General features: G+C 59.1%; 21 protein-coding genes and 2 pseudogenes. 11 read left to right on the top strand and 12 right to left on the bottom strand.

Going from position 1 to position 23,072, the window contains the following annotated elements; all coding sequences use genetic code 11:
- Positions 1 to 2 precede the first annotated feature (2 nt).
- The 3 genes from rimM to ffh form a co-directional block, all read right to left on the bottom strand.
- Entirely contained in the window at positions 3 to 539 is a 537-nt protein-coding gene (gene rimM, locus JFT91_RS25295) for a ribosome maturation factor RimM (RefSeq protein ID WP_201234211.1), read from the bottom strand.
- 5 nt (positions 540 to 544) lie between these two features.
- Positions 545 to 796 carry a 30S ribosomal protein S16 gene (rpsP, locus tag JFT91_RS25290; RefSeq protein ID WP_003185073.1) on the bottom strand — a complete coding sequence of 84 codons (252 nt, stop codon included), beginning with the start codon at positions 794 to 796 and terminating at the stop codon, positions 545 to 547.
- Positions 797 to 1,045: 249 nt separating this feature from the next.
- Positions 1,046 to 2,422: a signal recognition particle protein gene (gene ffh, locus JFT91_RS25285; protein ID WP_201148431.1), complete on the bottom strand. Its 1,377-nt coding sequence runs from the start codon at positions 2,420 to 2,422 to the stop codon at positions 1,046 to 1,048.
- 210 nt (positions 2,423 to 2,632) lie between these two features.
- Between ffh and JFT91_RS25280 the strand changes: the two genes are divergently transcribed.
- From JFT91_RS25280 to JFT91_RS25270, 3 genes are all read left to right on the top strand, one after another.
- Positions 2,633 to 3,445, top strand: a complete 813-nt coding sequence (locus JFT91_RS25280) for a cytochrome C assembly family protein (protein ID WP_201227836.1) — start codon at positions 2,633 to 2,635, stop codon at positions 3,443 to 3,445.
- 12 nt (positions 3,446 to 3,457) lie between these two features.
- Positions 3,458 to 4,699 carry a transporter associated domain-containing protein gene (locus JFT91_RS25275; protein WP_201234210.1) on the top strand — a complete coding sequence of 414 codons (1,242 nt, stop codon included), beginning with the start codon at positions 3,458 to 3,460 and terminating at the stop codon, positions 4,697 to 4,699.
- A 302-nt stretch (positions 4,700 to 5,001) separates the two neighbouring features.
- Positions 5,002 to 6,318, top strand: coding sequence for an MFS transporter (locus JFT91_RS25270; protein ID WP_201227838.1), 1,317 nt, complete (start codon positions 5,002 to 5,004; stop codon positions 6,316 to 6,318).
- A gap of 97 nt (positions 6,319 to 6,415) precedes the next feature.
- Here the strand turns inward: JFT91_RS25270 and purT are convergent, their stop codons facing one another.
- From purT to JFT91_RS25245, 5 genes are all read right to left on the bottom strand, one after another.
- The gene (purT, locus tag JFT91_RS25265; RefSeq protein ID WP_201227839.1) at positions 6,416 to 7,597 is read right to left on the bottom strand and encodes a formate-dependent phosphoribosylglycinamide formyltransferase; all 1,182 of its coding nucleotides are present in this window, start codon (positions 7,595 to 7,597) and stop codon (positions 6,416 to 6,418) included.
- A gap of 100 nt (positions 7,598 to 7,697) precedes the next feature.
- A complete protein-coding gene (locus JFT91_RS25260) occupies positions 7,698 to 8,165 on the bottom strand; it encodes a VUT family protein (protein ID WP_201234209.1) in 468 nt (155 codons plus the stop codon).
- A gap of 225 nt (positions 8,166 to 8,390) precedes the next feature.
- The gene (locus tag JFT91_RS25255) at positions 8,391 to 8,600 is read right to left on the bottom strand and encodes a DUF1289 domain-containing protein (protein ID WP_201234208.1); all 210 of its coding nucleotides are present in this window, start codon (positions 8,598 to 8,600) and stop codon (positions 8,391 to 8,393) included.
- On the bottom strand, positions 8,597 to 9,121 hold the full coding sequence (locus JFT91_RS25250; protein ID WP_003221962.1) for a gamma carbonic anhydrase family protein: 525 nt from the start codon (positions 9,119 to 9,121) through the stop codon (positions 8,597 to 8,599). The genes JFT91_RS25255 and JFT91_RS25250 overlap by 4 nt, the downstream gene beginning before the upstream one ends.
- A 62-nt stretch (positions 9,122 to 9,183) precedes the next feature.
- Positions 9,184 to 9,783 (bottom strand): CoA pyrophosphatase, encoded by a 600-nt coding sequence (locus JFT91_RS25245; RefSeq protein ID WP_201148424.1) that lies wholly within the window; start codon positions 9,781 to 9,783, stop codon positions 9,184 to 9,186.
- A gap of 147 nt (positions 9,784 to 9,930) precedes the next feature.
- Here JFT91_RS25245 and JFT91_RS25240 point away from each other — a divergent pair, with 147 nt between their 5' ends.
- From JFT91_RS25240 to nagE, 7 genes are all read left to right on the top strand, one after another.
- Positions 9,931 to 10,482, top strand: a complete 552-nt coding sequence (locus JFT91_RS25240) for an NUDIX hydrolase (protein ID WP_201148423.1) — start codon at positions 9,931 to 9,933, stop codon at positions 10,480 to 10,482.
- A gap of 95 nt (positions 10,483 to 10,577) precedes the next feature.
- Positions 10,578 to 11,093, top strand: coding sequence for a L,D-transpeptidase family protein (locus JFT91_RS25235; protein WP_160056083.1), 516 nt, complete (start codon positions 10,578 to 10,580; stop codon positions 11,091 to 11,093).
- A 437-nt stretch (positions 11,094 to 11,530) separates the two neighbouring features.
- Complete coding sequence (locus JFT91_RS25230; RefSeq protein ID WP_518524895.1) at positions 11,531 to 12,271, top strand: GntR family transcriptional regulator; 741 nt, start codon at positions 11,531 to 11,533, stop codon at positions 12,269 to 12,271.
- Between the two features lie 48 nt (positions 12,272 to 12,319).
- Positions 12,320 to 13,426 (top strand): N-acetylglucosamine-6-phosphate deacetylase, encoded by a 1,107-nt coding sequence (nagA, locus tag JFT91_RS25225; protein WP_201234207.1) that lies wholly within the window; start codon positions 12,320 to 12,322, stop codon positions 13,424 to 13,426.
- Positions 13,407 to 14,429, top strand: coding sequence for an SIS domain-containing protein (locus tag JFT91_RS25220; protein ID WP_201234206.1), 1,023 nt, complete (start codon positions 13,407 to 13,409; stop codon positions 14,427 to 14,429). The genes nagA and JFT91_RS25220 overlap by 20 nt, the downstream gene beginning before the upstream one ends.
- A gap of 34 nt (positions 14,430 to 14,463) precedes the next feature.
- Positions 14,464 to 16,977: a phosphoenolpyruvate--protein phosphotransferase gene (gene ptsP, locus JFT91_RS25215; RefSeq protein ID WP_201234205.1), complete on the top strand. Its 2,514-nt coding sequence runs from the start codon at positions 14,464 to 14,466 to the stop codon at positions 16,975 to 16,977.
- A gap of 23 nt (positions 16,978 to 17,000) precedes the next feature.
- Entirely contained in the window at positions 17,001 to 18,713 is a 1,713-nt protein-coding gene (gene nagE / locus JFT91_RS25210; protein ID WP_201234204.1) for an N-acetylglucosamine-specific PTS transporter subunit IIBC, read from the top strand.
- Between the two features lie 111 nt (positions 18,714 to 18,824).
- Here nagE and JFT91_RS25205 read toward each other — a convergent pair whose 3' ends face one another.
- The 3 genes and pseudogenes from JFT91_RS25205 to JFT91_RS25195 form a co-directional block, all read right to left on the bottom strand.
- Complete coding sequence (locus tag JFT91_RS25205; protein WP_201234203.1) at positions 18,825 to 19,286, bottom strand: Rid family hydrolase; 462 nt, start codon at positions 19,284 to 19,286, stop codon at positions 18,825 to 18,827.
- A gap of 344 nt (positions 19,287 to 19,630) precedes the next feature.
- A pseudogene (locus JFT91_RS25200) lies at positions 19,631 to 19,995 on the bottom strand (DUF6124 family protein).
- A 1,046-nt stretch (positions 19,996 to 21,041) separates the two neighbouring features.
- Positions 21,042 to 21,302 (bottom strand): annotated as a pseudogene (locus tag JFT91_RS25195) (DUF6124 family protein); the annotation flags it as partial.
- 552 nt (positions 21,303 to 21,854) lie between these two features.
- On the opposite strand from JFT91_RS25195, the gene JFT91_RS25190 reads away from it, so the two are divergent.
- The gene (locus tag JFT91_RS25190; RefSeq protein WP_201234202.1) at positions 21,855 to 22,085 is read left to right on the top strand and encodes an EF-hand domain-containing protein; all 231 of its coding nucleotides are present in this window, start codon (positions 21,855 to 21,857) and stop codon (positions 22,083 to 22,085) included.
- 672 nt (positions 22,086 to 22,757) lie between these two features.
- Here the strand turns inward: JFT91_RS25190 and JFT91_RS25185 are convergent.
- Entirely contained in the window at positions 22,758 to 23,069 is a 312-nt protein-coding gene (locus JFT91_RS25185; protein ID WP_042607740.1) for a YqfO family protein, read from the bottom strand.
- Positions 23,070 to 23,072 lie beyond the last annotated feature (3 nt).

Below are 23,072 nucleotides of genomic sequence, written 5' to 3'. Positions count from 1 at the left end.
GCTTAGAAGTCCGCGTCCCAATCCACCTTCATCTCGCCCGCGGCCAGATCGACTGCCAACACACATTGCTCCGTATAGGGCAACAAGCGTTCGCGATCATCCAGGCTGCCAGCGCAAGGCTTGACTACCATTACATCATTGGCGCCGGTTTCCAGAAGATGGTCGACTTTCCCGAGCATTTGCCCCAGTTGATCGATAACCTTCAGACCTTCCAGCTGGTACCAGTAGTACTCGCCGTCGGTCAATTCAGGGAACAGGTTGCGCGGCACGCAGATCTCATAACCGGCCAGAAGACGAGCTTCTTCACGATCATCAAGACCCTTGAGCTTTGCGACCAGGAACTTATCGCTCCCGCGTCCACTGACCAGCTCGACCTGTTTGACATTGCCTTCACGCTTGAGCGTCCAGGTTTTGTACTGCAACAGGTTTTCAGTCGGATCAGTAAAGGAATAAACCTTCACTTCGCCGCGAACGCCATGAACAGAATAAATTTTGCCAATAACGATCAAATCATCGGCAACAGCAGGCGTCGCGTTCATATTGCTCAGGCCGCAGCCTTTGCAGATTCCTTCAGCAACTGAGCAACACGCTCAGAAGGCTGTGCACCAACGCTCAGCCAGTAGGCTACGCGCTCTTGGTTCACGGACAGACGGATTTCCTGACCACGGGCAACAGGGTTGAAGAAACCAACCTGTTCTTTGTGGGAGCCGTCACGCGGGTTACGCGAGTCGGTTACGGTCAGGTGGTAAAACGGGCGCTTTTTGGAGCCGCCAAGGGCAAGACGGATTGTTAGCATGTGAACATCGTTCCTGTAGTCGGTGCTGCAAATCTAAATGCACAGCGGGCATGGGTGCCCGAAAGGCCGCATATTCTAAGGAATATCCGGACTTTTGCAAATGACTTTTTCCGGCGCCTATGGCATGCCGTGCAGATTTGCATATAGAGCCGTCGATGAAAACGGCCAGTCAGCTCCCGCCGAGTGCGGGTTTGCTGTTGATCCCGCGTCCTTGCGGGGCCTGCGCCGGTGCGACGACCGGCCAGTTTTTTACATTTTTGGCATACCGCCGCCGGGCAACATACCGCCCATGCCGCGCATCATTTTCGCCATTCCGCCTTTGGCGGTGAACTTCTTCATCATCTTCTGCATCTGCTTGTGCTGCTTGATCAAGCGACCGATGTCCTGCACCTGAGTGCCGGAACCCATGGCGATCCGGCGTTTGCGCGAACCGCTGATCAGCTCAGGGTCGCGGCGCTCGGCCGGGGTCATGGAATTGATGATGGCTTCCATCTGCTTGAATTGCTTCTCTGCAGCATTCTGGGCATTGCCCATTTGCGACAGGTTGACGCCGCCGATGCTCGGCAGTTTGTCCATGAGGCCGCCGAGGCCGCCCATGTTCTTCATTTGTTGCAGCTGATCGCGGAAGTCTTCGAGGTCGAAGCCCTTGCCCTTCTTCAGCTTTTTGGCCAGTTTGTCGGCCTTGTCCTTGTCGAGGGTCGCTTCAGCCTGTTCGATCAGGCTGAGCACGTCGCCCATGCCGAGGATCCGCGAAGCAATACGCTCAGGGTGGAACGGGTCGAGCGCTTCGCTCTTCTCGCCCATACCGATGAACTTGATCGGCTTGCCGGTGATTGCGCGCACCGACAGTGCGGCACCGCCACGGGCGTCGCCGTCGACCTTGGTGAGGATCACACCGGTCAACGGCAGCGCGTCACCGAAAGCCTTGGCCGTGTTGGCGGCGTCCTGACCGGTCATGGCGTCGACCACAAACAGAGTCTCGACCGGGTTGATCGCGGCGTGCAGCGCCTTGATCTCGCCCATCATCTCTTCGTCGATGTGCAGACGACCGGCGGTATCGACGATGACCACGTCGATGAATTTCAGCTTGGCTTCTTTAATAGCCGCGGTGGCGATGTCGACCGGCTTCTGGCTCAGGTCGGACGGGAAGAACGTCACGCCGATGTCGCTGGCCAGGGTTTCCAGTTGCTTGATCGCAGCAGGACGATAAACGTCCGCCGACACGACCATGACCGACTTCTTCTTGCGCTCTTTAAGGAAGCGCGCAAGTTTACCGGCGGTGGTGGTTTTACCGGCACCCTGCAGACCCGCCATCAGAATGACGGCAGGCGGCACAGCGCTCAGGTTCAAATCTTCGTTGGCCGCGCCCATCAGGCTTTCGAGTTCGGCCTGGACGATCTTCACGAACGCCTGGCCCGGCGTCAGGCTGCGCGACACCTCGGTGCCGACAGCGCGTTCCTTGACCGAATTGACGAAGTCCTTGACCACCGGCAGGGCGACGTCGGCTTCGAGCAACGCCATGCGCACTTCACGCAGGGTGTCTTTGATATTGTCCTCGGTCAGCTTCGCCTTGCCGGTGACATGGCGCAGCGTCTGCGAGAGACGGTCGGTTAAGTTTTCAAACATTGCGCGATCCTTTCAGGCCCTGTGTAGACCGGGATAATGGCGGCCCAGACCGGAATCAACATGTGCTCGGCGAGCCTGCGGCGTGGGCAGGTCGCGGATTATAGCGAAGACTGCGTCTGGCGGACACCTCGCTGTCAGCTTCCTGAGTCTTTCGTGTCATGGCGGTTCTATGCCAAACTCAGCCCCTTTCGGGCTTGCCTAACAGGATTTATGCTCCCCTTGTCACCCAGTTTGCTGACCACCCTCGCCGCCGCCCTTCTATACGCCGCTGCGACCTTTTATCAGAGCACCCGTCTGGCCACCGGCGCCAAGGCGAACAAGCGCCTGCTGGTTACGCTCGGCATCCTTGCCGTGCTGGCCCACAGTGCCAGCCTGCTCACGCATTTGCTGACACCGATCGGTCTGGGCCTGGATTTCTTCAGCGCCTCCAGTCTGATTGCGGCGGCGGTGATCGCCCTGACCCTGATTGCCTGCTCGCGGATCCCGGTGGAGAACCTGCTGGTGCTGCTGTTCCCGCTCGGCGCGATTACCGTGCTGCTGGCGCAGTTCGCGCCGGCCGGTACGGTGCAGATCATCGATGAAGAGCCGGGCATCCTCGCGCACATTCTGTTGTCGATCCTCGCTTACGGCATGTTCACCATCGCGGTGTTCCAGGCGCTCCTGCTGCTGGTGCAAGACCACCAACTCAAGCACAAGCACCCGTCCGGGCTAATCAAGAACTTCCCGCCGCTGCAAACCATGGAAAGCCTGCTGTTCGGTTTCCTCTGGGCCGGCTGGACGCTGTTGTCGCTGTCGCTGATCTCCGGCTGGCTGTTCGTCGAGAATCTGTTTGCCCAGCATCTGGTGCACAAGACCCTGCTCGCGTGCCTGGCCTGGATTGTCTTCAGCGTGCTGCTGTGGGGACGCAATCGTCTCGGCTGGCGCGGCCACAAGGCGATTCGCTGGACCCTCGCCGGTTTCTGTCTGCTGATGTTGGCGTATTTCGGCAGCAAACTGGTTCGTGAATACATCCTGCACATCTGACGGGCGGCATAAATGGACGGTTTGCCCATAGGGCCGATGCTTGCGGTATTTGTCCTGCTGATTTTGTGGTCGGGGCTGTTTACCGCCATCGAAAACGCGCAGCAACATCTACTCGCACAACGCACCGCCTCGCGCGCTAGCGATAAACCGCTGGCGAAGCTGAGCTTCCCGCTCGACAGTCTGATCCTCTGCAACACCTTGTGCCGTGCGCTTGCGGTCGTGATTGCGACGTTGCTGGCAATTTTCCTCTGCGAAGAAAACGGCCCTTGGGCAGCATGCCTTGGCGCCGGCGCTATTTTGCTGGTGTTCGCCGATTACTTCCCGCGCACCGTCGCTAAGCGTTATCCGGACGCCGTACTGGCTTTCGGCAACTCTTTCCTGGCCGTGCCGCTGAAGCTCATTTACCCGATTGCCTGGCTGTTCAGTCGCATCAGTGGCTTGCTGATGAGCCCGTTTACACGCAAGGCACAAGTGGTGCAGCAGAGCGAAGATGACTTGCCTGCCGACCGTTACGACGACCCGGAGCACCCGGTGCACGCGCATCCGGTTTCGGGGATCCACGCGCTGGACAACATCACCGTCAATGACATCCTGGTGCCGCGCAGCGATGTCGACGGTATCAATCTCGACGATTCGATCGAAGAGATCATCGAACAACTGCGCCACAACAAACGCACGCGCCTGCCGGTATTTCACAGTGACATCAATCAGGTCGAGGCGGTGCTCAATACCCGGCAGATCCGTCATCTGCTGAACAATGGTGATCTGACTATCGAAGCGCTGTTGGCGGCCAGCTACGAGCCTTATTTCGTTCCGGAAAGTACGCCGTTGCAACTGCAACTGTTGAACTTCCACAAGCAACAGCGGCGACTGGGCATGGTGGTGGACGAGTACGGCGAAGTGCTCGGCATCGTCACACTGGAAGACATTCTCGAAGAAATCGTTGGCGAGTTTGAAAGCGAGCACAGCCTCGATAACCCGCATATTCATCCACAGGCTGATGGCCGAATGGTGATTGACGGGGCGGCGTCGATCCGTGAATTGAACAAGTGCCTGGGCTGGCACTTGCCCAGCGATGGGCCGAAGACGCTGAATGGTCTGGTGACCGAAGCGCTTGAGACCATCCCGGACAGTGCGGTTTGCCTGAAGATTGGGCGGTATCGGCTGGAGATTCTCGAGACTGAGGATAATCGGGTGAGCAAGGTGTTGATCTGGCATACCTCTTCAGTGCCAGCTCTGGTGCCTGTCAGATAAAATCAAAAGATCGCAGCCTGCGGCAGCTCCTACATTTGGAATGCGTCCCCATGTAGGAGCTGCCGCAGGCTGCGATCTTTTTGCTCTTGTTCAATCGTTAGCCCCCTTCCTATAATCGGATCAGCTTACCCAAGCTTCGCCGAACCGCGTGCTTACCCCGCACTAGACCGGTTTTGGCCATTTCCGCTGTACTCCGACGACTGTTCCTACTCGAAACAGCGCTCGCGCCTCATCCCACATCCCTGGGTGTTCGACCATAATAATTCGCTCCAACGGAGCTCATGACTGTCAGGGATCACCGCATGACGACCAGTACCGCTTACAGCGACACCGCGCCTGCCCAACCGACCAATTCGGCCACGCGCGTGGCCACGGCGAGTTTTATCGGCACGGCCATCGAGTTCTACGACTTCTACGTCTACGCCACCGCTGCTGCACTGGTGATCGGGCCGGTGTTCTTTCCGCAGACCTCCGGCACCGCACAGATGCTCTCGGCGTTTCTCACTTTCGGCATTGCCTTCCTCGCGCGACCTCTGGGCTCGGCGTTGTTCGGCCATTTCGGTGACCGTATCGGGCGCAAGTCCACATTGGTCGCCTCGTTACTGCTGATGGGTGTTTGTACAACATTGATCGGCGTGCTGCCGGGTTACGCCAGCATCGGCGCCTGGGCACCGATCCTGTTGTGCGTGCTGCGCTTTGGTCAGGGTTTGGGATTAGGCGGTGAATGGGGTGGCGCCGCGCTGCTGGCCACGGAAAACGCACCGAAGGGCAAACGGGCGTGGTTCGGCATGTTCCCGCAGCTCGGCCCTTCGATTGGTTTTCTCGCGGCCAACGGCTTGTTTCTGACCTTGGCCATGACGCTCGATGATGAGCAATTCCGCAGCTGGGGCTGGCGTATTCCGTTTCTGCTCAGCGCCGTGCTGGTGATGGTCGGTCTGTACGTGCGATTGAAACTGCACGAAACCCCGGTGTTCGCCAATGCCATCGCCCGTCAGGAACGGGTAAAAATGCCGCTGGTCGAGCTGTTCAGCCAATACTGGGCGCCAACCCTGCTGGGTGCGGCGGCGATGGTGGTTTGCTATGCGCTGTTCTATATCTCGACGGTGTTTTCCCTGAGCTACGGCGTGTCCACGCTTGGCTACAGCCGCGAAACCTTCCTTGGACTGCTGTGTTTTGCCGTGCTGTTCATGGCTGCCGCCACGCCGTTGTCCGCTTGGGCAAGTGACCGTTACGGGCGCAAACCGGTGCTGATCATCGGTGGCGTGCTGGCGATTCTGTCGGGGTTTCTCATGGAGCCGTTGCTGACGCAGGGTTCAACCTGGGGCGTCGCGCTATTCCTGTGCATCGAGCTGTTTTTGATGGGCGTGACATTCGCGCCGATGGGGGCGCTGTTGCCGGAGCTGTTTCCGACCCACGTGCGTTATACCGGCGCATCGGCGGCGTATAACCTGGGCGGAATTGTCGGGGCCTCGGCGGCGCCGTTCTTCGCGCAAAAACTGGTGGCGATGGGCGGCTTGAGTTACGTCGGCGGGTATGTGTCGGGGGCGGCAGTGCTGAGTCTGATTGCGGTGCTGTGTTTGAAGGAAACGCGGGATAACGATCTGAATCAGGTGGCCTGATAGACCGCCATCGCGGGCAAGCCTTGCTCCTACAGATCAGCGTCGCAACGCGACCTTATGTAGGAGCAAAGCTTGCTCGCGAATGCCGCGACCCGATTTAGAGTTCTACGACAACAGCCTGAGCAGCACGGGTCGCTTTGGCACGAGCAGCCTCGATCGACTCATCCCGCGCCAACGCCACGCCCATGCGGCGCTGACCGTTCACTTCCGGCTTGCCAAACAGGCGCAACGCCGTGTCCGGCTCGCTCAACGCCGCACCCAGATTGGCGAATGCCGTCTGAGTCGACTGCCCTTCCACCAGAATCACCGCCGAAGCCGATGGGCCGAACTGACGGATCAGCGGCACTGGCAGGCCAAGAATGGCGCGGGCGTGCAGAGCGAACTGCGACAGATCCTGCGAAATCAGCGTCACCAGACCGGTGTCATGCGGACGCGGCGAGACTTCGCTGAACCATACCTGATCACCTTTGATGAACAGCTCAACACCGAACAGGCCACGGCCACCCAGCGCCTCAGTCACCGCTTTGGCAACACGCTCGGATTCCGCCAGAGCAATCGGGCTCATGGCTTGCGGCTGCCAGGATTCCTGGTAGTCGCCCTTCTCCTGACGGTGACCGACCGGCGCGCAGAATGTGGTGCCACCAACGTGACGCACGGTCAGCAGAGTGATTTCGTAGTCAAAATCGATGAAGCCTTCGATGATTACCCGACCTTTGCCGGCGCGACCGCCCTCTTGCGCGTAATCCCAGGCTTTTTGCACGTCATCGGTGCTGCGCAGCAGGCTCTGGCCTTTGCCCGACGAGCTCATCACCGGTTTGACGACGCAAGGGAAACCCAGGTCCTCAACCGCTTTGCTGTAGTCCTCGAAGGTGTCGGCAAAGTGGTACGGCGAAGTCGGCAGATCCAGCTCTTCGGCGGCCAGACGACGGATACCCTCACGGTTCATGGTCAATTGCGCAGCGCGAGCGGTCGGGATCACGGTGAAGCCTTCGGCCTCCAGTTCGACCAGCGTGGCGGTAGCGATGGCTTCGATTTCCGGCACGATGAAGTGCGGCTTCTCGGCTTCGATGACTGCACGCAGGGCAGCGCCGTCGAGCATATTGATCACGTGGCTGCGATGGGCAACCTGCATGGCCGGCGCGTTGGCGTAGCGGTCAACGGCGATCACTTCAACGCCCAGGCGTTGCAATTCGATCACCACTTCCTTGCCCAACTCACCACAGCCACACAGCAATACGCGGGTCGCGGTCGGCGACAATGGAGTTCCGATACGGGTCATCTCAGGTCCTCAAAGAAGCGGATCATCGAGGAAAGCGACGCCAGACGCGCTTTCCATGGGGAGAAAGCGCGGCATTTTACATGAACGCGAGGGTTTGGCTTCAGCTGGCGACAGCCTGTTTGCGCTCGCGCCAGGCCATGATCAGCCAGACAGCAGTAACGCCGGCGAATCTCGAGGCCAGCGCGGTGATGATGACTGGCGGCGTCATCAGATCGATCATGCCGAAAAAGATGAAGGTATCGAGGGGAATGCTCAGCGCCGAACTGATCCACAAGCGGTCACGCAACGGCCGTTTGGTAACGCTGAACACCAGCCAATCGATGATTTCGGACACCGCGAACGCCGTGGCGCTGGCCAAAGCGATGGAGGGATCGGAGGTGACATAGGACAGCACCAACGCCGCCAGCATCGCCACCAGCGCGCCATGACCGAAACGGGTTTGCACCATATCGCGCAGTATGAAGACCAAGCCGCCCCAAGCCGACCAGATGATGTCCAGGTGCGGCGCGGTGGAGAAGGCGAAGTTGATCAGCACGACACTGCTGATGTAGGCGATGAGGAAAATCATGGGGGTGACCTGGCAGATTGGCGAACAGATTACTTGAGGAGAAGAGTTCGGCCAAGTCGGCGAACAAATTGTATACATCTATCAAACCTGACGACTTACCTGGGCGAGGGAGCTTGCTCCCGCTGGAGCGCGAAGCGGCCCCTCTTTTGATCCTGAAAAGCGAGGTCTGCTGCGCAGCCCAGCGGGAGCAAGCTCCCTCGCCACAAAGACTCTCCAGCCAAACCATCAGCGCTTGGCAGGGATCATCCACACCAACCCACTCGCCTTCGCCCGTTCATGACACAACCCCAGCACCACCCGGCGCTCGTCATTGTTCATGCGGCTCCAGCGCGTGATCTCTTCGACCGTACGCTGGCAGCCCGTGCAGATATCTTCCTCATCCAGCGCGCAGATATTCACGCACGGCGAGGCGACCGGTCTTTCGGGTGTAGTCATTCTTCCTGCTCAACCAGATCACGCGCATAACGCTGGGAGTTATGCACATAGTGCGCGGCGCTGGCTTCGAGCATTTTCTTCTGCGGCTCGGTCAGTTCACGCACAACTTTGCCCGGCGAGCCCATCACTAGCGAACCATCAGGGATTTCCTTGCCTTCGCCGATCAGCGAATTGGCGCCGATGATGCAGTTCTTGCCAATTTTCGCGCCGTTCAAAATCACCGCATTAATGCCGATCAGGCTGTAATCGCCAACCGTGCAGCCATGCAGCATGGCGTTGTGGCCAATGGTCACGCCGGTGCCGATGGTCAGCGGATAGCCCATGTCGGTATGCATCACTGTGCCGTCCTGCACATTGCTGTTCTTGCCGATCAGGATCAGTTCGTTGTCACCGCGTAACACGGCGTTGAACCAGACGTTGGCGCCCTCTTCCAGTTTCACCTTGCCCACCAGCACGGCATTGGGGGCGACCCAGCTCTGTGGATGGGTGTCGACACGGGCGTCGCCCAAGCGGTATTTCATCTTGTTTTCCTCAGGGCTCACGGTGATTGGCCATTCGAACGATGGCTTCAGCCGTTGATGCTTCAGGTATTGATAAAGCTTTTCGGCGGCTGGTGCAGGCTGATTTTCGCGTCATAGAGCAGGTTGATCAACTCGACGATCATGATCGCCGTCAGCCCCCAGATCTTGTATTCACCGTAACGGTAACTGGGTACGTACCAGCTGCGACCCTGGTAATCGATGCGATGGGTATGTTCGCGCGGGTCTTTGCGAAAGAACTCCAGCGGTACGCTAAATACCGCGGCGATTTCAGCATCGTTGGGCTGGTACTCGACAAAATCGGGGATCACGCCGACATAAGGCGTAACTTTGATGCCATGCAGGGAGATCAGCGGACTTAGCGGGCCGATGATTTCAACCAGTCCGGGCGGCAGGCCAATTTCCTCTTCGGCCTCACGCAAAGCGGTGAAGATCAAATCCGGGTCTTCCGGATCGCGACGCCCACCGGGGAAGGCAACTTCGCCGCCGTGGGTCGAGAGCCCGCTGGCACGCAGGGTCAATACCAGCTCCGGCTCGTCACTGCGGGTGATCGGCACCAGAACGGCGGCCTCGGGGAAACGTTTGTCGGTCTCCAGCGTGCGCGGTGTGTGGTTGCTTACCCGATGCAGTAGCTCGTCCAGCATGAGTGTTCTCGATCTGTGCCTTACCCCGCATCATGCACCAATCAATGCGAGCGCCCAAGCCCCCGAAACCTGCCGTGTCGCGAAACGACAACTTGCCGACCGACACCGCTGCACGCCAAGATAGGCGTAGCATTCAGGAACCCCAGCATGAAATTTTGCAGCCAGTGCGGTAACCCGGTCACCCAGCGCATTCCCGAAGGCGATTCGCGGCTGCGATTTGTCTGTGATAGCTGTCAGACCATTCACTATCAGAATCCCAACATCGTCGCCGGTTGTGTCGCAACCTGGGGCACGAAGGTGTTGCTGTGCCGCCGCGCCATTGAACCGCGCCTCGGCTACTGGACGTTGCCCGCAGGTTTCATGGAAAACGGCGAGACCATCGAACAGGCCGCCATCCGCGAAACCGCCGAGGAAGCTTGCGCGCGGGTGCGCAACCTGAGCATCTACACATTGATCGACGTGCCGCACATCAGTCAGGTGCATGTGTTCTTTCGCGCCGAGCTGGTCGATCTGGACTTTTCTGCCGGCCCCGAGAGCCTCGAAGTGCAACTATTCGACGAAGCCGACATTCCTTGGGACGAGCTGGCTTTCCGCACGGTGGGGCGTACCTTAGAATGCTTCTTCGCTGATCGGCGTGTTGAGGAGTATCCGGTTCGTTCGGAATCGATTCCGCCGTTGGTGCAGCCTGTCATTATTTGATTCGGTGATGGCACCGGCTAGAAGATCAAAAGATCGCAGCCTGCGGCAGCTCCTACATAAAACCTGTTTGCGTCACTTCTTGGGGAATCGTTTCAATGCGCTGGTTGCTTGCCCTGTTCTGCCTGTCGTTCGTTACCGTCTCCCAAGCGTCATTCGTGACCACCGTGACGCCTGCGAATACCCCGCTCATCGAAAAAGTCCTGGTACTCAAATCGGCTCATCAACTGCAGTTGATCGCCGACGGCAAGCCGCTGAAGACCTATCGCATCTCGCTGGGCAAAGGCGCGAAAAAAGGTCCGAAACTGATTGAAGGCGACAAGCGCACACCGGAAGGTTTCTATTGGATCGACTGGCGCAAGACCAGCGACAAATTCAACCTGTCGATGCATATTTCCTACCCGAACATCAGCGATTCTGCACGCGCCCGACGTGAAGGCGTCGAACCAGGCGGGATGATCATGATCCACGGCACCCCGGATTCGGAAGAAACCCCGGAAGACCTGTTCCACACCCTCGACTGGACCGACGGCTGCGTCGCCATGCGCAACGTTGATATGCGCGAAGTGTGGAGCCTGGTGCCGGACGGCACGATGGTCGAAATCCGCCCTTAACCTGTGGCGGGGGATTTAGCGAAACGTCGCACCGCCCCGATGGGTGGCGAAGCCGCCCCCGCTTTCCTACTGCCAGACTGAGTTGGCAGGGTTTGCGACTGCTGCGCAGCCGATCGGGGCGGTGCGACGTTTCGCTAAATCCCCTCGCCACAGAGTGCTGATTCAGCCCTTACCACCGGTCGGCATTAAAAAATAAATCAAAAGATCGCAGCCTGCGGCAGCTCCTACACGGGTGATACCACTCTCGACCGTAGGAGCTGCCGCAGGCTGCGATCTTTTGCTTTTATAGCCCACCTTTAATACCACTTCAAACCACACCCACTAGAAGCCGCTATTTCATTAGGCTAAAGGCCAATTACCTGCGTTGACATGGTATTCAAGTGGTATTAATTTCCGCCCCACAAGCGAGCCACAACAATCCTATACTCGCGCCGGAAATGACCGCCATGCACGATCTCCAGACCCTACGCCCCAACGACTCCCAGCCGACGCCGCTGTACCTGCAACTGGCGCGCAACCTGGAAGCGGCGATTCATGCCGGGCAGTGGAAATCCGAGCAGGCGATGCCTTCGGAGCGCAATCTCAGCGAACAGTTGGGCATCTCCCGCGTGACCGCGCGCAAGGCGCTGGAAGTTCTGCTCGACCAAGGTCTGATCCGTCGCCTGCAAGGTTCCGGCACCTTCATCACTCCACGTTTGGAACAACCGTTGTCGCGCCTGTCGGGCTTCAGCGAAATGCTCCGCCTCAAGGGTTTCGTGCCCAGCTCGCAGTGGCTGGAGCGGGAAATCACCCTGCCGACCCACGAAGAACTGATACGCCTGAGCCTGTCGCCGAACGACAAGGTCGCGCGCATGAAACGCCTGCGCAAAGCCGACGACACCGTGATGGCCATCGAGATGAGCACCCTGCCCGCTTCGATCATGCCGAAGCCGCAATTGGTCGGCGACTCGCTCTACGAATACCTCGACGGCATCGGCAAACCGATCGTTCGCGCCTTGCAGCACATTCAGGCGATCAACGCCTCGGACGAATTCGCCGCGCTGGTCGGCATCGCACCCGGTACCGCGATGCTGCTGATGACTCGGGTCGGCTACCTGGAAGACAACACGCCGATCGAAGTCACCGACACCTATTGCCGCAACGACTACTACGACTTTGTTGCAGAGCTGCGTAGATAAAGAGCTGCGTCGTTAATCCGGCGAAGCCGTCAAACAGCGAGAACCGAAATGTCTGAAGACAACATCCTCACCGCCCACGGCTGGGTTCGCGGCCGGCTGATTCACGAACACGGCAAAGTCGTGTCGATCGAAGGCGTGCCTTGCGATCCAGCCGACAATGACTTGCCTTATCTGCTGCCGGGCTTCATTGATCTGCACGTTCATGGCGGTGGCGGCAAAGACATCATGGAAGGCGCCAGCGCTTTCGAAACCATCACCAAAACCCACGTGCGCTTCGGCACCACCTCGCTGCTGGCCACCACCATGACCGCGCCGAGTGCCGAGATTTCCAGCGTGCTCAAGGATGTCGGCGAGTTCTGTGAGCAGCGCCCGAAAGGCGCCGCCCGAGTGCTTGGCGTGCACCTCGAAGGCCCGTACATCAATCCCGGCAAACTCGGCGCACAACCGAATTTCGCCCACACCGCGTTAATGGCCGAAGTCGAAGAATATCTGGCACTGGCGCCGATCCGGGTGATCACCATCGCCCCGGAAATCGCCGGCCATGACGCATTGATTCGTGAACTGAGCAGCCGTGGCGTGCGCATGCAGATCGGTCACACCCTCGGCAGTTACGAGGAAGGCGTCGCCGCACTCGACGCCGGCGCCACCAGTTTCACTCACTTGTACAACGCCATGAGCCCGCTGCATCACCGTGAGCCGGGCATCGTTGGCGCAGCACTGGCCCACGCCAAGTTCGCCGAGCTGATCCCGGACTTGCTGCACGTGCACCCCGGCGCGATCCGCGTGGCCCTGCGCTCGATCCCGTGCCTGTATTGCGTCACCGATTCGACCGCCGCCGCCGGCATGCCCGACGGTGAATACAAGCTCGGCAGCCACACCGTGACCAAATGTTTGGGCGGCGTGCGCCTGCCGGACGGCACGCTGGCCGGCAGCACCCTGACCATGGATCAGGCGCTGCGCAACCTGGTGAAGATCGGTCTGCCGATCGCCGAAGCCTCGCAACGTCTTTCGCAATTCCCCGCCGATTACCTCGGCATCACCGAACGCGGGCGCCTTGCACCAGGCGCCTGGGCCGACTGCGTGCGGCTGGATCGCTCACTCACACTGACCGCCGTCATGGTCGAAGGAGAAGACATTGACTTCAAAAATGCTTGAAGAGGCGCTGTCCTCGTTCGAGGCCGTGCAAGCCCAACTGCAACAGCTTGACCCGCAACTGATCGAGATCGCCGGGCGCCTGCGCCGTCAGCCGCCGCAAGTGGCGATGACCGTCGCGCGCGGCAGCTCCGACCATGCGGCGAGCTACTTCGCCTACCTGACCATGCAGCAATTGGGTGTGCCGGTGGCGTCGTTGCCGATGTCGGTGGTGACCATGCAGCAGGCGCCGTTGAAGGTCAGCGGTCAGGTGGCGTTTGCGTTCTCGCAATCAGGTCAGAGCCCCGATCTGGTCAACAGCCTGCGTCTGTTGCGCAAACGCGGCGCGTTGAGCGTGTCGATGGTCAACGCCGCCGATTCGCCGCTGGAAGCGGCGTGTGAATTCAGCGTGCCGCTGCTCGCCGGTACTGAAAGCAGCGTCGCCGCGACCAAGAGTTTTATCGCCACCCTCAGCGCCAGCGCCCGTTTGATCGCGCACTGGAAAGAAGACAGCGAATTGCTGGAGGCGCACAACGCCCTTCCGGAAGGCCTGCGTGAAGCGGCCAAACAGGACTGGAGCGCGGCCATCGAAGCGCTGCGCGATTGCCAACGTTTGATGGTGATCGGCCGTGGCGCCGGTTTTGCCATCGCTCAGGAAGCGGCGCTGAAATTCAAGGAAACCTCGGCGATTCAGGCCGAAGCGTTCAGCAGCGCCGAGGTCCGTCACGGTCCGATGGCGCTGATCGACGAGCACTACCCCCTGCTGGTCTTCGCACCACGTGGTGCCGAGCAGGCGGGCCTGTTGAGCCTGGCAGCGGAAATGCGTCAGCGCGGCGCCCGCGTATTGCTGGCTGCACCGGACGATGTCAGCGAACGCGACCTGACCCTGAGCCGTGCGGAACACCCGGCGCTCGACCCGATTCTGGCGATTCAGAGTTTCTACGTGATGGCCGCAGGTCTAGCCGTGGCCCGTGGCATGGACCCGGACCAGCCACGCCACCTGAGCAAAGTGACCCGAACGCACTAAGCCCGAATGACTGCACACCTGATGAGACCGAGCCATGCACAACAACAATAAAGAGCTGACCCTCAGCGCCCCGCTCAGCGGCCCGGTGCTCACGCTCGCCAAAGTCCCGGACGCGGTGTTCGCCAGTGGCGCGATGGGCGACGGCATTGCCATCGATCCCATCAACGATACGCTGTACTCGCCGTGCGCCGGGGTGATCATTCACGTCGCGCGCACCGGCCACGCCCTTACCGTGCGTGCCGACAACGGTGCGGAAATCCTCCTGCACCTGGGCCTCGACACCGTTGAACTGAACGGCGAGGGCTTCTCGATGCTGGTCAAGGAAGGCACGCGAGTCAGCAAGGGTCAGCCGCTGTTGCGCTACGACCTGGACAAGGTCGGGCGCCAATGCAAAAGCCTGGTAAGCCTGCTGATCCTGACCAACAGCCAGGATTTTCAGGTACGGCCGATCACGCTCAAAGCGGTGAAGGTGGGCGAGCCGTTGCTGCACATTGTGGCGCGCAACAGTTCGGCGCTGGATGCGGAAGAAGTCGACGGGCCTGAGGTTCACGGTCATGTCTTGGTGGCTCATCGCGGCGGTTTGCATGCGCGCCCTGCCGCGTTGATTCGTCAGACCGCGCAAGGTTTCAAGAGTCGGTCGCGACTGCATTTCGCCGGCAAATCGGCGCCTTGCAACAGCCTGATCGGTTTGATGGGGCTGGCGGTTGGCGAGCAGGATGAAGTGCAGGTCAGCAGTCAGGGGCCGGACGCCGAAGCCGCGCTGCAAGCCTTGCTCACGGCATTGGCGACTGCCTTGCCGGATGACCATCACGCTGCCACACCGGTAAGTGTTGCGCCTCTTGAACGCGCGGCCGAGGCTGGCGTTTTGCACGGCGTTTGCGCCGCGCCGGGACTGGTCGGGGGGCCGCTGTTCCGCTTGAACGCGATCAGTTTGCCAGTGGACGCAGGTGATCATGACCCGGCACAGCAACTGCAAAACCTCGACACCGCACTGAATCAGGTTCGCTGCGAAATCGACAGCACCCTTACCCAAGCCAAGAAGCACAAGAATGCCGACGAAGAAGCGATTTTCGCCGCGCATCTGGCCTTGCTGGAAGACCCGGCGCTGCTCGACGCTGCGCAACAGTCCATCGATCAAGGCACTGCGGCGACGCACGCGTGGAGCCAGTCCATCGATGTGCAGTGCGAAGTGCTCCAGCACACCGGCAGCGCGCTGCTGGCCGAACGCGCCAACGACTTGCGCGATCTCAAACAACGCGTACTGCGTGCCCTGCTCGGCGAAGCCTGGCATTACGACGTGCCGGCCGGTGCAATCGTCGCCGCTCATGAACTGACGCCGTCGGATCTGCTGCAACTGAGCGCGCAAGGTGTTGCGGGTCTGTGCATGGCTGAAGGTGGCGCAACTTCGCATGTGGCGATTCTGGCGCGCGGTAAAGGTTTGCCGTGCATGGTGGCGTTGGGTTCGGTGTTACTCGATCAACCCCAGGGCCATGCGGTGGTGCTTGATGCCGATGGTGGGCGCCTCGAGCTGGCACCGAATACCGAACGCCTGGCCGAAGTTCAGCAAGCGCAAATTGACCGCCGGCAGCGCCGCGATGCTCAACAAGCCAAAGCTCATCTGCCGGCCGAAACCCGGAATGGCGTGCACATCGAAGTGGTCGCCAACGTTGCCTCAAGCAGCGAGGCAGCTGACGCATTCGCCAACGGCGCCGATGGTGTCGGCCTGTTGCGCACCGAGTTTCTCTTCGTTGATCGCCAGACCGCGCCGGACGTCGAAGAACAACGCACCGCTTACCAAGCCGTGATCGATGCCATGGGCGACAAGTCAGTCATCATCCGCACCATCGACGTCGGCGGCGACAAGCAACTCGACTATCTGCCACTGCCGGCCGAGGCCAATCCGGTACTCGGTCTGCGCGGCATTCGTCTGGCCCAGGCGCGTCCGGAAATCCTCGACCAGCAACTGCGTGCGCTGCTGCAAGTCAGCCCATTGCAGCGTTGCCGGATCCTGTTGCCGATGGTCACCGAAGTCGATGAACTGCTGCACATTCGCCAACGCGTCGACGCCTTGTGCATCGAACTGGGCGTGAGCCAGCGCCCGGAAATCGGCGTGATGATCGAAGTCCCCGCCGCCGCGCTGCAAGCCGAACAACTGGCCGAGCACGCAGACTTCCTCTCGATCGGCACCAACGATTTGTCGCAATACACCTTGGCCATGGATCGCGATCACGCCGGTTTAGCCGCCCGCGTCGACGCCCTGCACCCGGCGCTGCTGCGATTGATCGCCATGACCTGCGAAGGCGCGGCCGTGCACAAACGTTGGGTCGGCGTCTGCGGCGCCCTCGCCTCCGATCCGTTGGCGACGCCAGTGCTGATCGGCCTCGGCGTGACTGAACTGTCGGTGAGCCCGGTGCAGATTGGTGAGATCAAGGATCGCGTGCGCCAGTTGCACGAAGCCGAATGCCAACGCCTCGCTCGCGACCTGCTCAAACTGAGCAGCGCCGCGGCGGTACGTCACGCCTGTCACCAACATTGGCCTCTGCGCTAACAAAAACAAAAAGGACAAACGCCATGTATCAACTCTTTATCGAAGGCCTGCAACGCCTCGGCCGTGCGCTGATGCTACCGATCGCGATCCTGCCGATTGCCGGCCTGCTGCTGCGGCTGGGTGACACCGACCTGCTGAACATCGCGATCATCCACGATGCCGGCCAAGTGATCTTCGCCAACCTGGCAATGATCTTCGCCATCGGCATCGCCGTCGGTTTCGCCAAGGACAACAACGGCACGGCGGGCCTTGCCGGGGTGATTGGTTATCTGGTGATGATTTCCACGCTGAAGGTACTCGACGCAAGCATCAACATGGGCATGCTCGCCGGGATCGTCAGTGGCCTGATGGCGGGCGCGCTGTACAACCGCTTCAAGGACATCAAGTTGCCGGAGTACCTGGCGTTCTTCGGCGGGCGCCGCTTCGTGCCGATCGTCACCGGTTTCGCCGCAGTCGGTCTGGGCGTGGTGTTCGGCTACATCTGGCCGCCGATCCAGCACGGCATCAACAGCTTCGGCGCTCTGATGATGGAAAGCGGCAGCCTCGGCGCCTTCGTCTTCGGCGTATTCAACCGCCTGCTGATCGTCACCGGCCTGCACCACATCCTCAACAACATGGCGTGGTTTGTCTTTGGCAATTTCACCGATCCAACCACCGGGGCTCTGGTGACCGGCGACCTGTCGCGCTACTTCGCCGGCGATCCGAAGGGCGGCCAGTTCATGACCGGCATGTTTCCGATGATGATCTTCGGCCTGCCTGCCGCGTGCCTGGCGATGTACCGCAATGCTCTGCCGGAACGGCGCAAGGTCATGGGCGGGATTTTTCTGTCGATGGCCCTGACCTCGTTTTTGACCGGGGTGACCGAGCCGATCGAATTCGCTTTTATGTTTCTGGCGCCGCTGTTGTACCTGCTGCACGCCCTGCTGACCGGGTTGTCGATGGCGATTACCAATGCGTTGAACATCCATTTGGGATTCACGTTCTCTGGTGGTTTTATCGACATGATTCTCGGCTGGGGCAAGTCCACCAATGGTTGGCTGGTGATTCCGGTGGGTCTCGCCTATGCGGTGATCTACTATTTCGTGTTTGATTTCTGCATTCGTCGTTTCAATCTGAAGACGCCGGGGCGTGAGGATGTGGCTGTTAGTGAAAAAGCCGTACTGACCGAAAATGAACGTGCCAGCGCTTACATCAAGGCACTCGGCGGCGCGGAGAATCTGCTGACGGTGGGCGCTTGCACTACGCGTCTGCGACTGGAGATGGTCGATCGCAACAAGGCTTCGGATGCTGATCTGAAAGCGCTGGGTGCGATGGCGGTTGTGCGTCCAGGTAAAGGTGGCAGTTTGCAGGTGGTTGTCGGGCCGATGGCGGACAGCATTGCAGATGAGATTCGTCTGGCGATGCCTGCATTGGGGCGTGCTGTTCTGGTTGAAACCGCTGTTATTGATGAGCCGAAAGTTGTAGCCGTTGCCGGTTCCGAGGCGCAGCAATGGCTGAACGCGTTGGGCGGCGGTGACAATGTGCTGCAACTGGATTGCATTGCGATGACGCGGATTCGCCTGCAATTGGCGGATGGCAAGGCGTTGTCGGAAGCGCAGTTGAAGGATCTGGGTTGTCACGGTGTCAGCCAGCTGGATGGCGGGGTCTGGCATTTGCTGGTGGGGGATAAGGCCGCGAGTTTGAGTGGTGCGATTGATGCTCTGGTCAATCGCAACGAGGTCAGCGCCAAGGTTTAAATCAGAGCCCCCTCTGTAGGAGCTGCCGAAGGCTGCGATCTGTTGATCTTTAGAAGCAAACCAAAAGATCGCAGCCTCGTTTCAGTCGACAGCGCCTATAGAGGATTCAGCTTACTTGGCGGCGATACACTCAATTTCCATTCGAGCATCGTAGGCCAGTTGATTACCGCCAAATGCACTGCGCGCGGGGTACGGTTTCTTGAAGTAGTCCTTGTACACCTCATTGAACGCTGGCCATTCCTTGATATCAGCCAACATCACCGTGCACTTGATCACGTCTTTCAATTCATAACCATTAACTTGAAGCGTGTGCTTGATGTTATCCAGTGCCTGGCGCGATTCAGCTTCGATGCCGCCAGGGACCACTTTGTCAGACCCTGCCTTGTCGCCGATTTCCCCCGAGGTGTAGAACACATTGCCTGCACGCACACCATCGGAAAACGGCAGATTGAAACGCCCGGAATCATAGAATTGAACATTGCCTCCGGCGCCGGAATTCCCCCGTCCCGCGTCCGCACATCCCGTCAACGTCACCGCTAAAACGCTGACTGCCATCCATAGAAGTTTTTTCACTGTTCCATCCTTAGTCCAATCGAATATCGGGCACACGTGAATGACCGACTCAACGGCCATCAATCAAAACCCGTCCTTACAAGAACTTCCTGCCCGGCTAATGAGCTGGAAACAGCAAGCCGGCCAGCATGGTAGCGAGGACTCCCGTGCAGTAGTCGCAAATACACAACCGGTGGCAATTCAGAGCCCCCCTATGAGGGGCAAGTAGAAAGCCCCGTTACCTGCGGCACTTCTGTCACGTTCGTAAATGCGCTTCGCCAGCAAACCTGTCCCACAGGAGAATGAATTTCAAACTGCGGGAGCGAGCTTGCTCGCGAAGAACGACGATGTGGCTGGCTGATGGCTCAGGTTTGTGGATCGACTCGATCCAGTGCGCGGTTTACTGCGAGTTCGGCGAGCACAATGATTTGCTGGATGGCCAGTGCCGTGCTGCGTTGCAAGCCGCCTAGCTCGGTTGCGAAGTTGCTGGCCATGGCGTTTGCTGAGGCCAACGATTCACAGGCGTGGGCGAGCAGGCTTTCGGTGTCGACGCTGGGGCGACGAGGAACATGGTGCTCGGCTGTCGGGGTTTGGCGGGTTCGGGGCTGAGGTAGAAATCGAGGGCGCGTTTGATGGCTTCGCGGTTTCGGACCATTTCTTCAGCGCGGAGGATTTCTTCGAGTGGGGTTGTGGTTTCGTGGGGTGGATCTGGAACAACTTTATCGGACATAAAAACTCTGCTCGCAATTGGAGCCATCCGTAACCATTTCTCACGTGGCAAAGGGTGGCAGCTATGTGCGGAGTGAAAAACCGGTGAGCAGAAAACCGGCCAGACCGAAGTCTGCCCGCACACAGCTGCCATAACACAGCAGCAGATTGAGTTGGCGCCAATTATCGTAGTGTCGGCGCTAGTTGCAAGCTTTCCGGGGATCTCACGCCCGATCGCTGAATTGGCAGCGACAGGCAAAGACTAGAGAGCAGGCGTCCGACGGACAACCTGAAAACCTTGTGGGAAGGTTCGGCGAATTCGACACAGATTTAAACAGATCCAATTTCCTTGGGGACTGGACTGGCCCCATCGCCAGCAGGGCTAGCTCCCACAGTTGGATTGGGTGCATTCAGACAGAGATTGGTCAGATGGCAGGCCGCCATCGCTGGCAAGCCAGCTCCCACAGGGATTGAGGTATTTCTGCGATTTTTTGGTCGGCTGTAAGGTCGCTATCGCGAGCAGGCTCACTCCTACATGTTGGACTGAGTGCCTCTGCAAGAAACAGGTCGGCAGTAAGGCCTGCTCCCAAAGTTTCGATTTGCGAACACCCCGCGGCAAAGCCGCCCCACTCAACAGGATGAGCGTTAGCTCGGCTGTAGCTCTTGATCTCAGAGCCCGTCGGAAGGCTGAGTGGAGGGATTGATCCGGGGGTGGGAGCGAAGCGACGTTTGGCGCAGCCAAACACATCGAGAGGAGGTGCAGCGCAGCAAACCGTAGGCGATGCGCCCGGATCAATCCCGCAGCGAAGGAACCCGAGCCCCAGCGAGGGCCGTACGTCAGGGTAAAGCCTTTTGGGTTACCTTTTCGGCGTTTGGAAAAGGTGACCCGCCGTAAGGGCGGAACCCTGAGCGGCCGTTACCGCAGAAATGGATATGTACCCGGTCAGTCAGAACATCATTACCTGAACAGGCGCCATCGCTGGCAAGCCAAATCCCACACCAGAAATGCAATCACCCCGTGAGAGCGGGCTTACTCGCGAAGGGCGTTGACGCGGTGAGCCTGATGAATCAGGTTTGTGGGTCGACGCGGTCCAGTGCTCGGTTTACTGCCAGTTCGGCAAGCATGACGATTTGCTGGATGCCCAGTGCCGTGCTGCGCTGCACACCGGTCAACTCGTTGGCAAAGTTGCTGGCGGCGGTGCTAGCCGAGGCCAGGGATTCACAGGCGTGGGCGAGCAACGTTTCGGTGTCGATGTTTGGCTGCACGAGAAACATCGTGCTGGGCTGGTAGGGTTTTGAAGGTGGCGGGCAAAGATAGAAGTCGAGGGCGAAAAGGTGGCAGCTATGCGCAGGGTGGAAATACCGATAAGTAGGCAACCGGCCAGACCGAAGTCTGCCCACGCACAGCCGCCATAACACAGCAGCAGATTGAGTTGGCGCCAATTATCGTAGTGTCGGCGCTAGTTGCAAGCTTTCCGGGGATCTCACGCCCGATCGCTGAATTGGCAGCGACAGGCAAAGACTAGAGAGCAGGCGTCCGACGGACAACCTGAAAACCTTGTGGGAAGGTTCTGGTCTTTTCACACACAATTAAACATCCCGAATTGAAATACACCCTGTGTAGGAGCTGCCGCAGGCTGCGATCTTTTGACTTCGTCCTTTCAACATCAAAAGCAAGATCAAAAGATCGCAGCCTGCGGCAGCTCCTACAGGTGAGCGGGTGCATTCAGGAATGCAATCGCCCCCACAATGTCGGTACTGTCAACTGTCAGGTCTGACAGTTGACCGCCTGGACTGAAGTTAATACGTTGATGCAATCAGGTCGTTTTCAAGTCGTAGCCTCGATGACCCTGCACTCAATTCATAAAGGATGACTGCGACATGGCAAAGAAAATGACGGATGCAGAACAACGAGAACACCTGATAAAAACCTACAGAGAACTCGATGCAAACCAGGACGGAAGCTTAACCATCGAGGAATTCACCAAAGGAACCAAGGGCTACGGCAAGATACTCAGAGAATCAGTCTGGAATGAATTCAATGAGAATAAAGATGACAGCCTCAGCCTGGACGAATATCTGGATAGCGAAAACACAAAACCCACTGAATAGTTACTACCAAGCCGACATCGCTGGCAAGCCAGACTCCCACAGGGATTGGGTACATCTGCGGGTGATTTGTTGGCTGTGAGGTCGCTATCGCGAGCAGGCTCACTCCTACAATTGGATTGAGTACATCTGCAAGAAACTGGTCGGCACTAAGGCCAGCTCCCACAGTTTCGATCTGCGAACACCCGGCGGCAAAGCCGCCCCACTCAACAGGATGAGCGTTAGCTCGGCTGCAGCTCTTGATCTTGATCCACCGGCCCCGTCGGCAGGCTGAGTGGAGGGATTCATCCGGGGGGTAGGCGCGCAGCGCCGTTCGACGAAGTCGAACACATCGAGAGGAGGTGCAGCGAAGCAAACCGTAGGCGATGCGCCCGGATGGATACCGGAGCGAAGGAACCCCGAGCTTTAGCGAGTGGGCCGAACGTTGGGGCACAGACCTTTGCTTCCTTTGGGGCGTTTGCCAAAGGGAGTCGGCCGTCAGGGCGAAACCATAAGCAGCCATTACCGCAGAAATGGATATGTACTCGGTCAGAAAGAAATCCATCGTCTGAACGGGCGCCATCGCTGGCAAGCCAGCTCCCACAGTGGAATGAGGTCGCCCGGAAAAATCGCAGGCAACAAAAAACCCGCAGACAATCACTCATCTGCGGGTTTCCTGTTTCAGCAGCAAAAAGATCAGAAATCTTCCAGCCGCCACACCTCATAAGCTGGCGTCTCGTAGGGATGACTAAGCTTCAAAGCCGCCACAACAGCAACGATCAACTCATCCGCCACCACCAGCTCAACCTTCCACTCCTCAACCCGCTCAACCTGCCCCGCTTCGCCAATAAACGGCTGACTGCCGTCCAAAGGTCGAAACTGGCCCAGACCAAGCACCTGCCAAGCACAGTGATCATAGTCACCAATCCGCCCACCACCGGCAGCGAACACAGCCCCTTTGACCACCTCGACATGACTGTCAGGAACAAAAAACGCCAGCTTGTACACAGG

The sequence above is a fragment of the Pseudomonas sp. TH08 genome, assembly GCF_016651275.1.
Classification (GTDB): domain Bacteria; phylum Pseudomonadota; class Gammaproteobacteria; order Pseudomonadales; family Pseudomonadaceae; genus Aquipseudomonas.
This window is presented reverse-complemented; position numbering and strand designations above follow the sequence as displayed.

Bases quoted from the DNA above. Each gene is read 5' to 3' on its own strand.
- rimM (WP_201234211.1), bottom strand. From the start codon at position 539: ATGAACGCGACGCCTGCTGTTGCCGATGATTTGATCGTTATTGGCAAA.
- rpsP (WP_003185073.1), bottom strand. From the start codon at position 796: ATGCTAACAATCCGTCTTGCCCTTGGCGGCTCCAAAAAGCGCCCGTTT.
- ffh (WP_201148431.1), bottom strand. From the start codon at position 2,422: ATGTTTGAAAACTTAACCGACCGTCTCTCGCAGACGCTGCGCCATGTC.
- JFT91_RS25280 (WP_201227836.1), top strand. From the start codon at position 2,633: ATGCTCCCCTTGTCACCCAGTTTGCTGACCACCCTCGCCGCCGCCCTT.
- JFT91_RS25275 (WP_201234210.1), top strand. From the start codon at position 3,458: ATGGACGGTTTGCCCATAGGGCCGATGCTTGCGGTATTTGTCCTGCTG.
- JFT91_RS25270 (WP_201227838.1), top strand. From the start codon at position 5,002: ATGACGACCAGTACCGCTTACAGCGACACCGCGCCTGCCCAACCGACC.
- purT (WP_201227839.1), bottom strand. From the start codon at position 7,597: ATGACCCGTATCGGAACTCCATTGTCGCCGACCGCGACCCGCGTATTG.
- JFT91_RS25260 (WP_201234209.1), bottom strand. From the start codon at position 8,165: ATGATTTTCCTCATCGCCTACATCAGCAGTGTCGTGCTGATCAACTTC.
- JFT91_RS25255 (WP_201234208.1), bottom strand. From the start codon at position 8,600: ATGACTACACCCGAAAGACCGGTCGCCTCGCCGTGCGTGAATATCTGC.
- JFT91_RS25250 (WP_003221962.1), bottom strand. From the start codon at position 9,121: ATGAAATACCGCTTGGGCGACGCCCGTGTCGACACCCATCCACAGAGC.
- JFT91_RS25245 (WP_201148424.1), bottom strand. From the start codon at position 9,783: ATGCTGGACGAGCTACTGCATCGGGTAAGCAACCACACACCGCGCACG.
- JFT91_RS25240 (WP_201148423.1), top strand. From the start codon at position 9,931: ATGAAATTTTGCAGCCAGTGCGGTAACCCGGTCACCCAGCGCATTCCC.
- JFT91_RS25235 (WP_160056083.1), top strand. From the start codon at position 10,578: ATGCGCTGGTTGCTTGCCCTGTTCTGCCTGTCGTTCGTTACCGTCTCC.
- JFT91_RS25230 (WP_518524895.1), top strand. From the start codon at position 11,531: ATGACCGCCATGCACGATCTCCAGACCCTACGCCCCAACGACTCCCAG.
- nagA (WP_201234207.1), top strand. From the start codon at position 12,320: ATGTCTGAAGACAACATCCTCACCGCCCACGGCTGGGTTCGCGGCCGG.
- ptsP (WP_201234205.1), top strand. From the start codon at position 14,464: ATGCACAACAACAATAAAGAGCTGACCCTCAGCGCCCCGCTCAGCGGC.
- nagE (WP_201234204.1), top strand. From the start codon at position 17,001: ATGTATCAACTCTTTATCGAAGGCCTGCAACGCCTCGGCCGTGCGCTG.
- JFT91_RS25190 (WP_201234202.1), top strand. From the start codon at position 21,855: ATGGCAAAGAAAATGACGGATGCAGAACAACGAGAACACCTGATAAAA.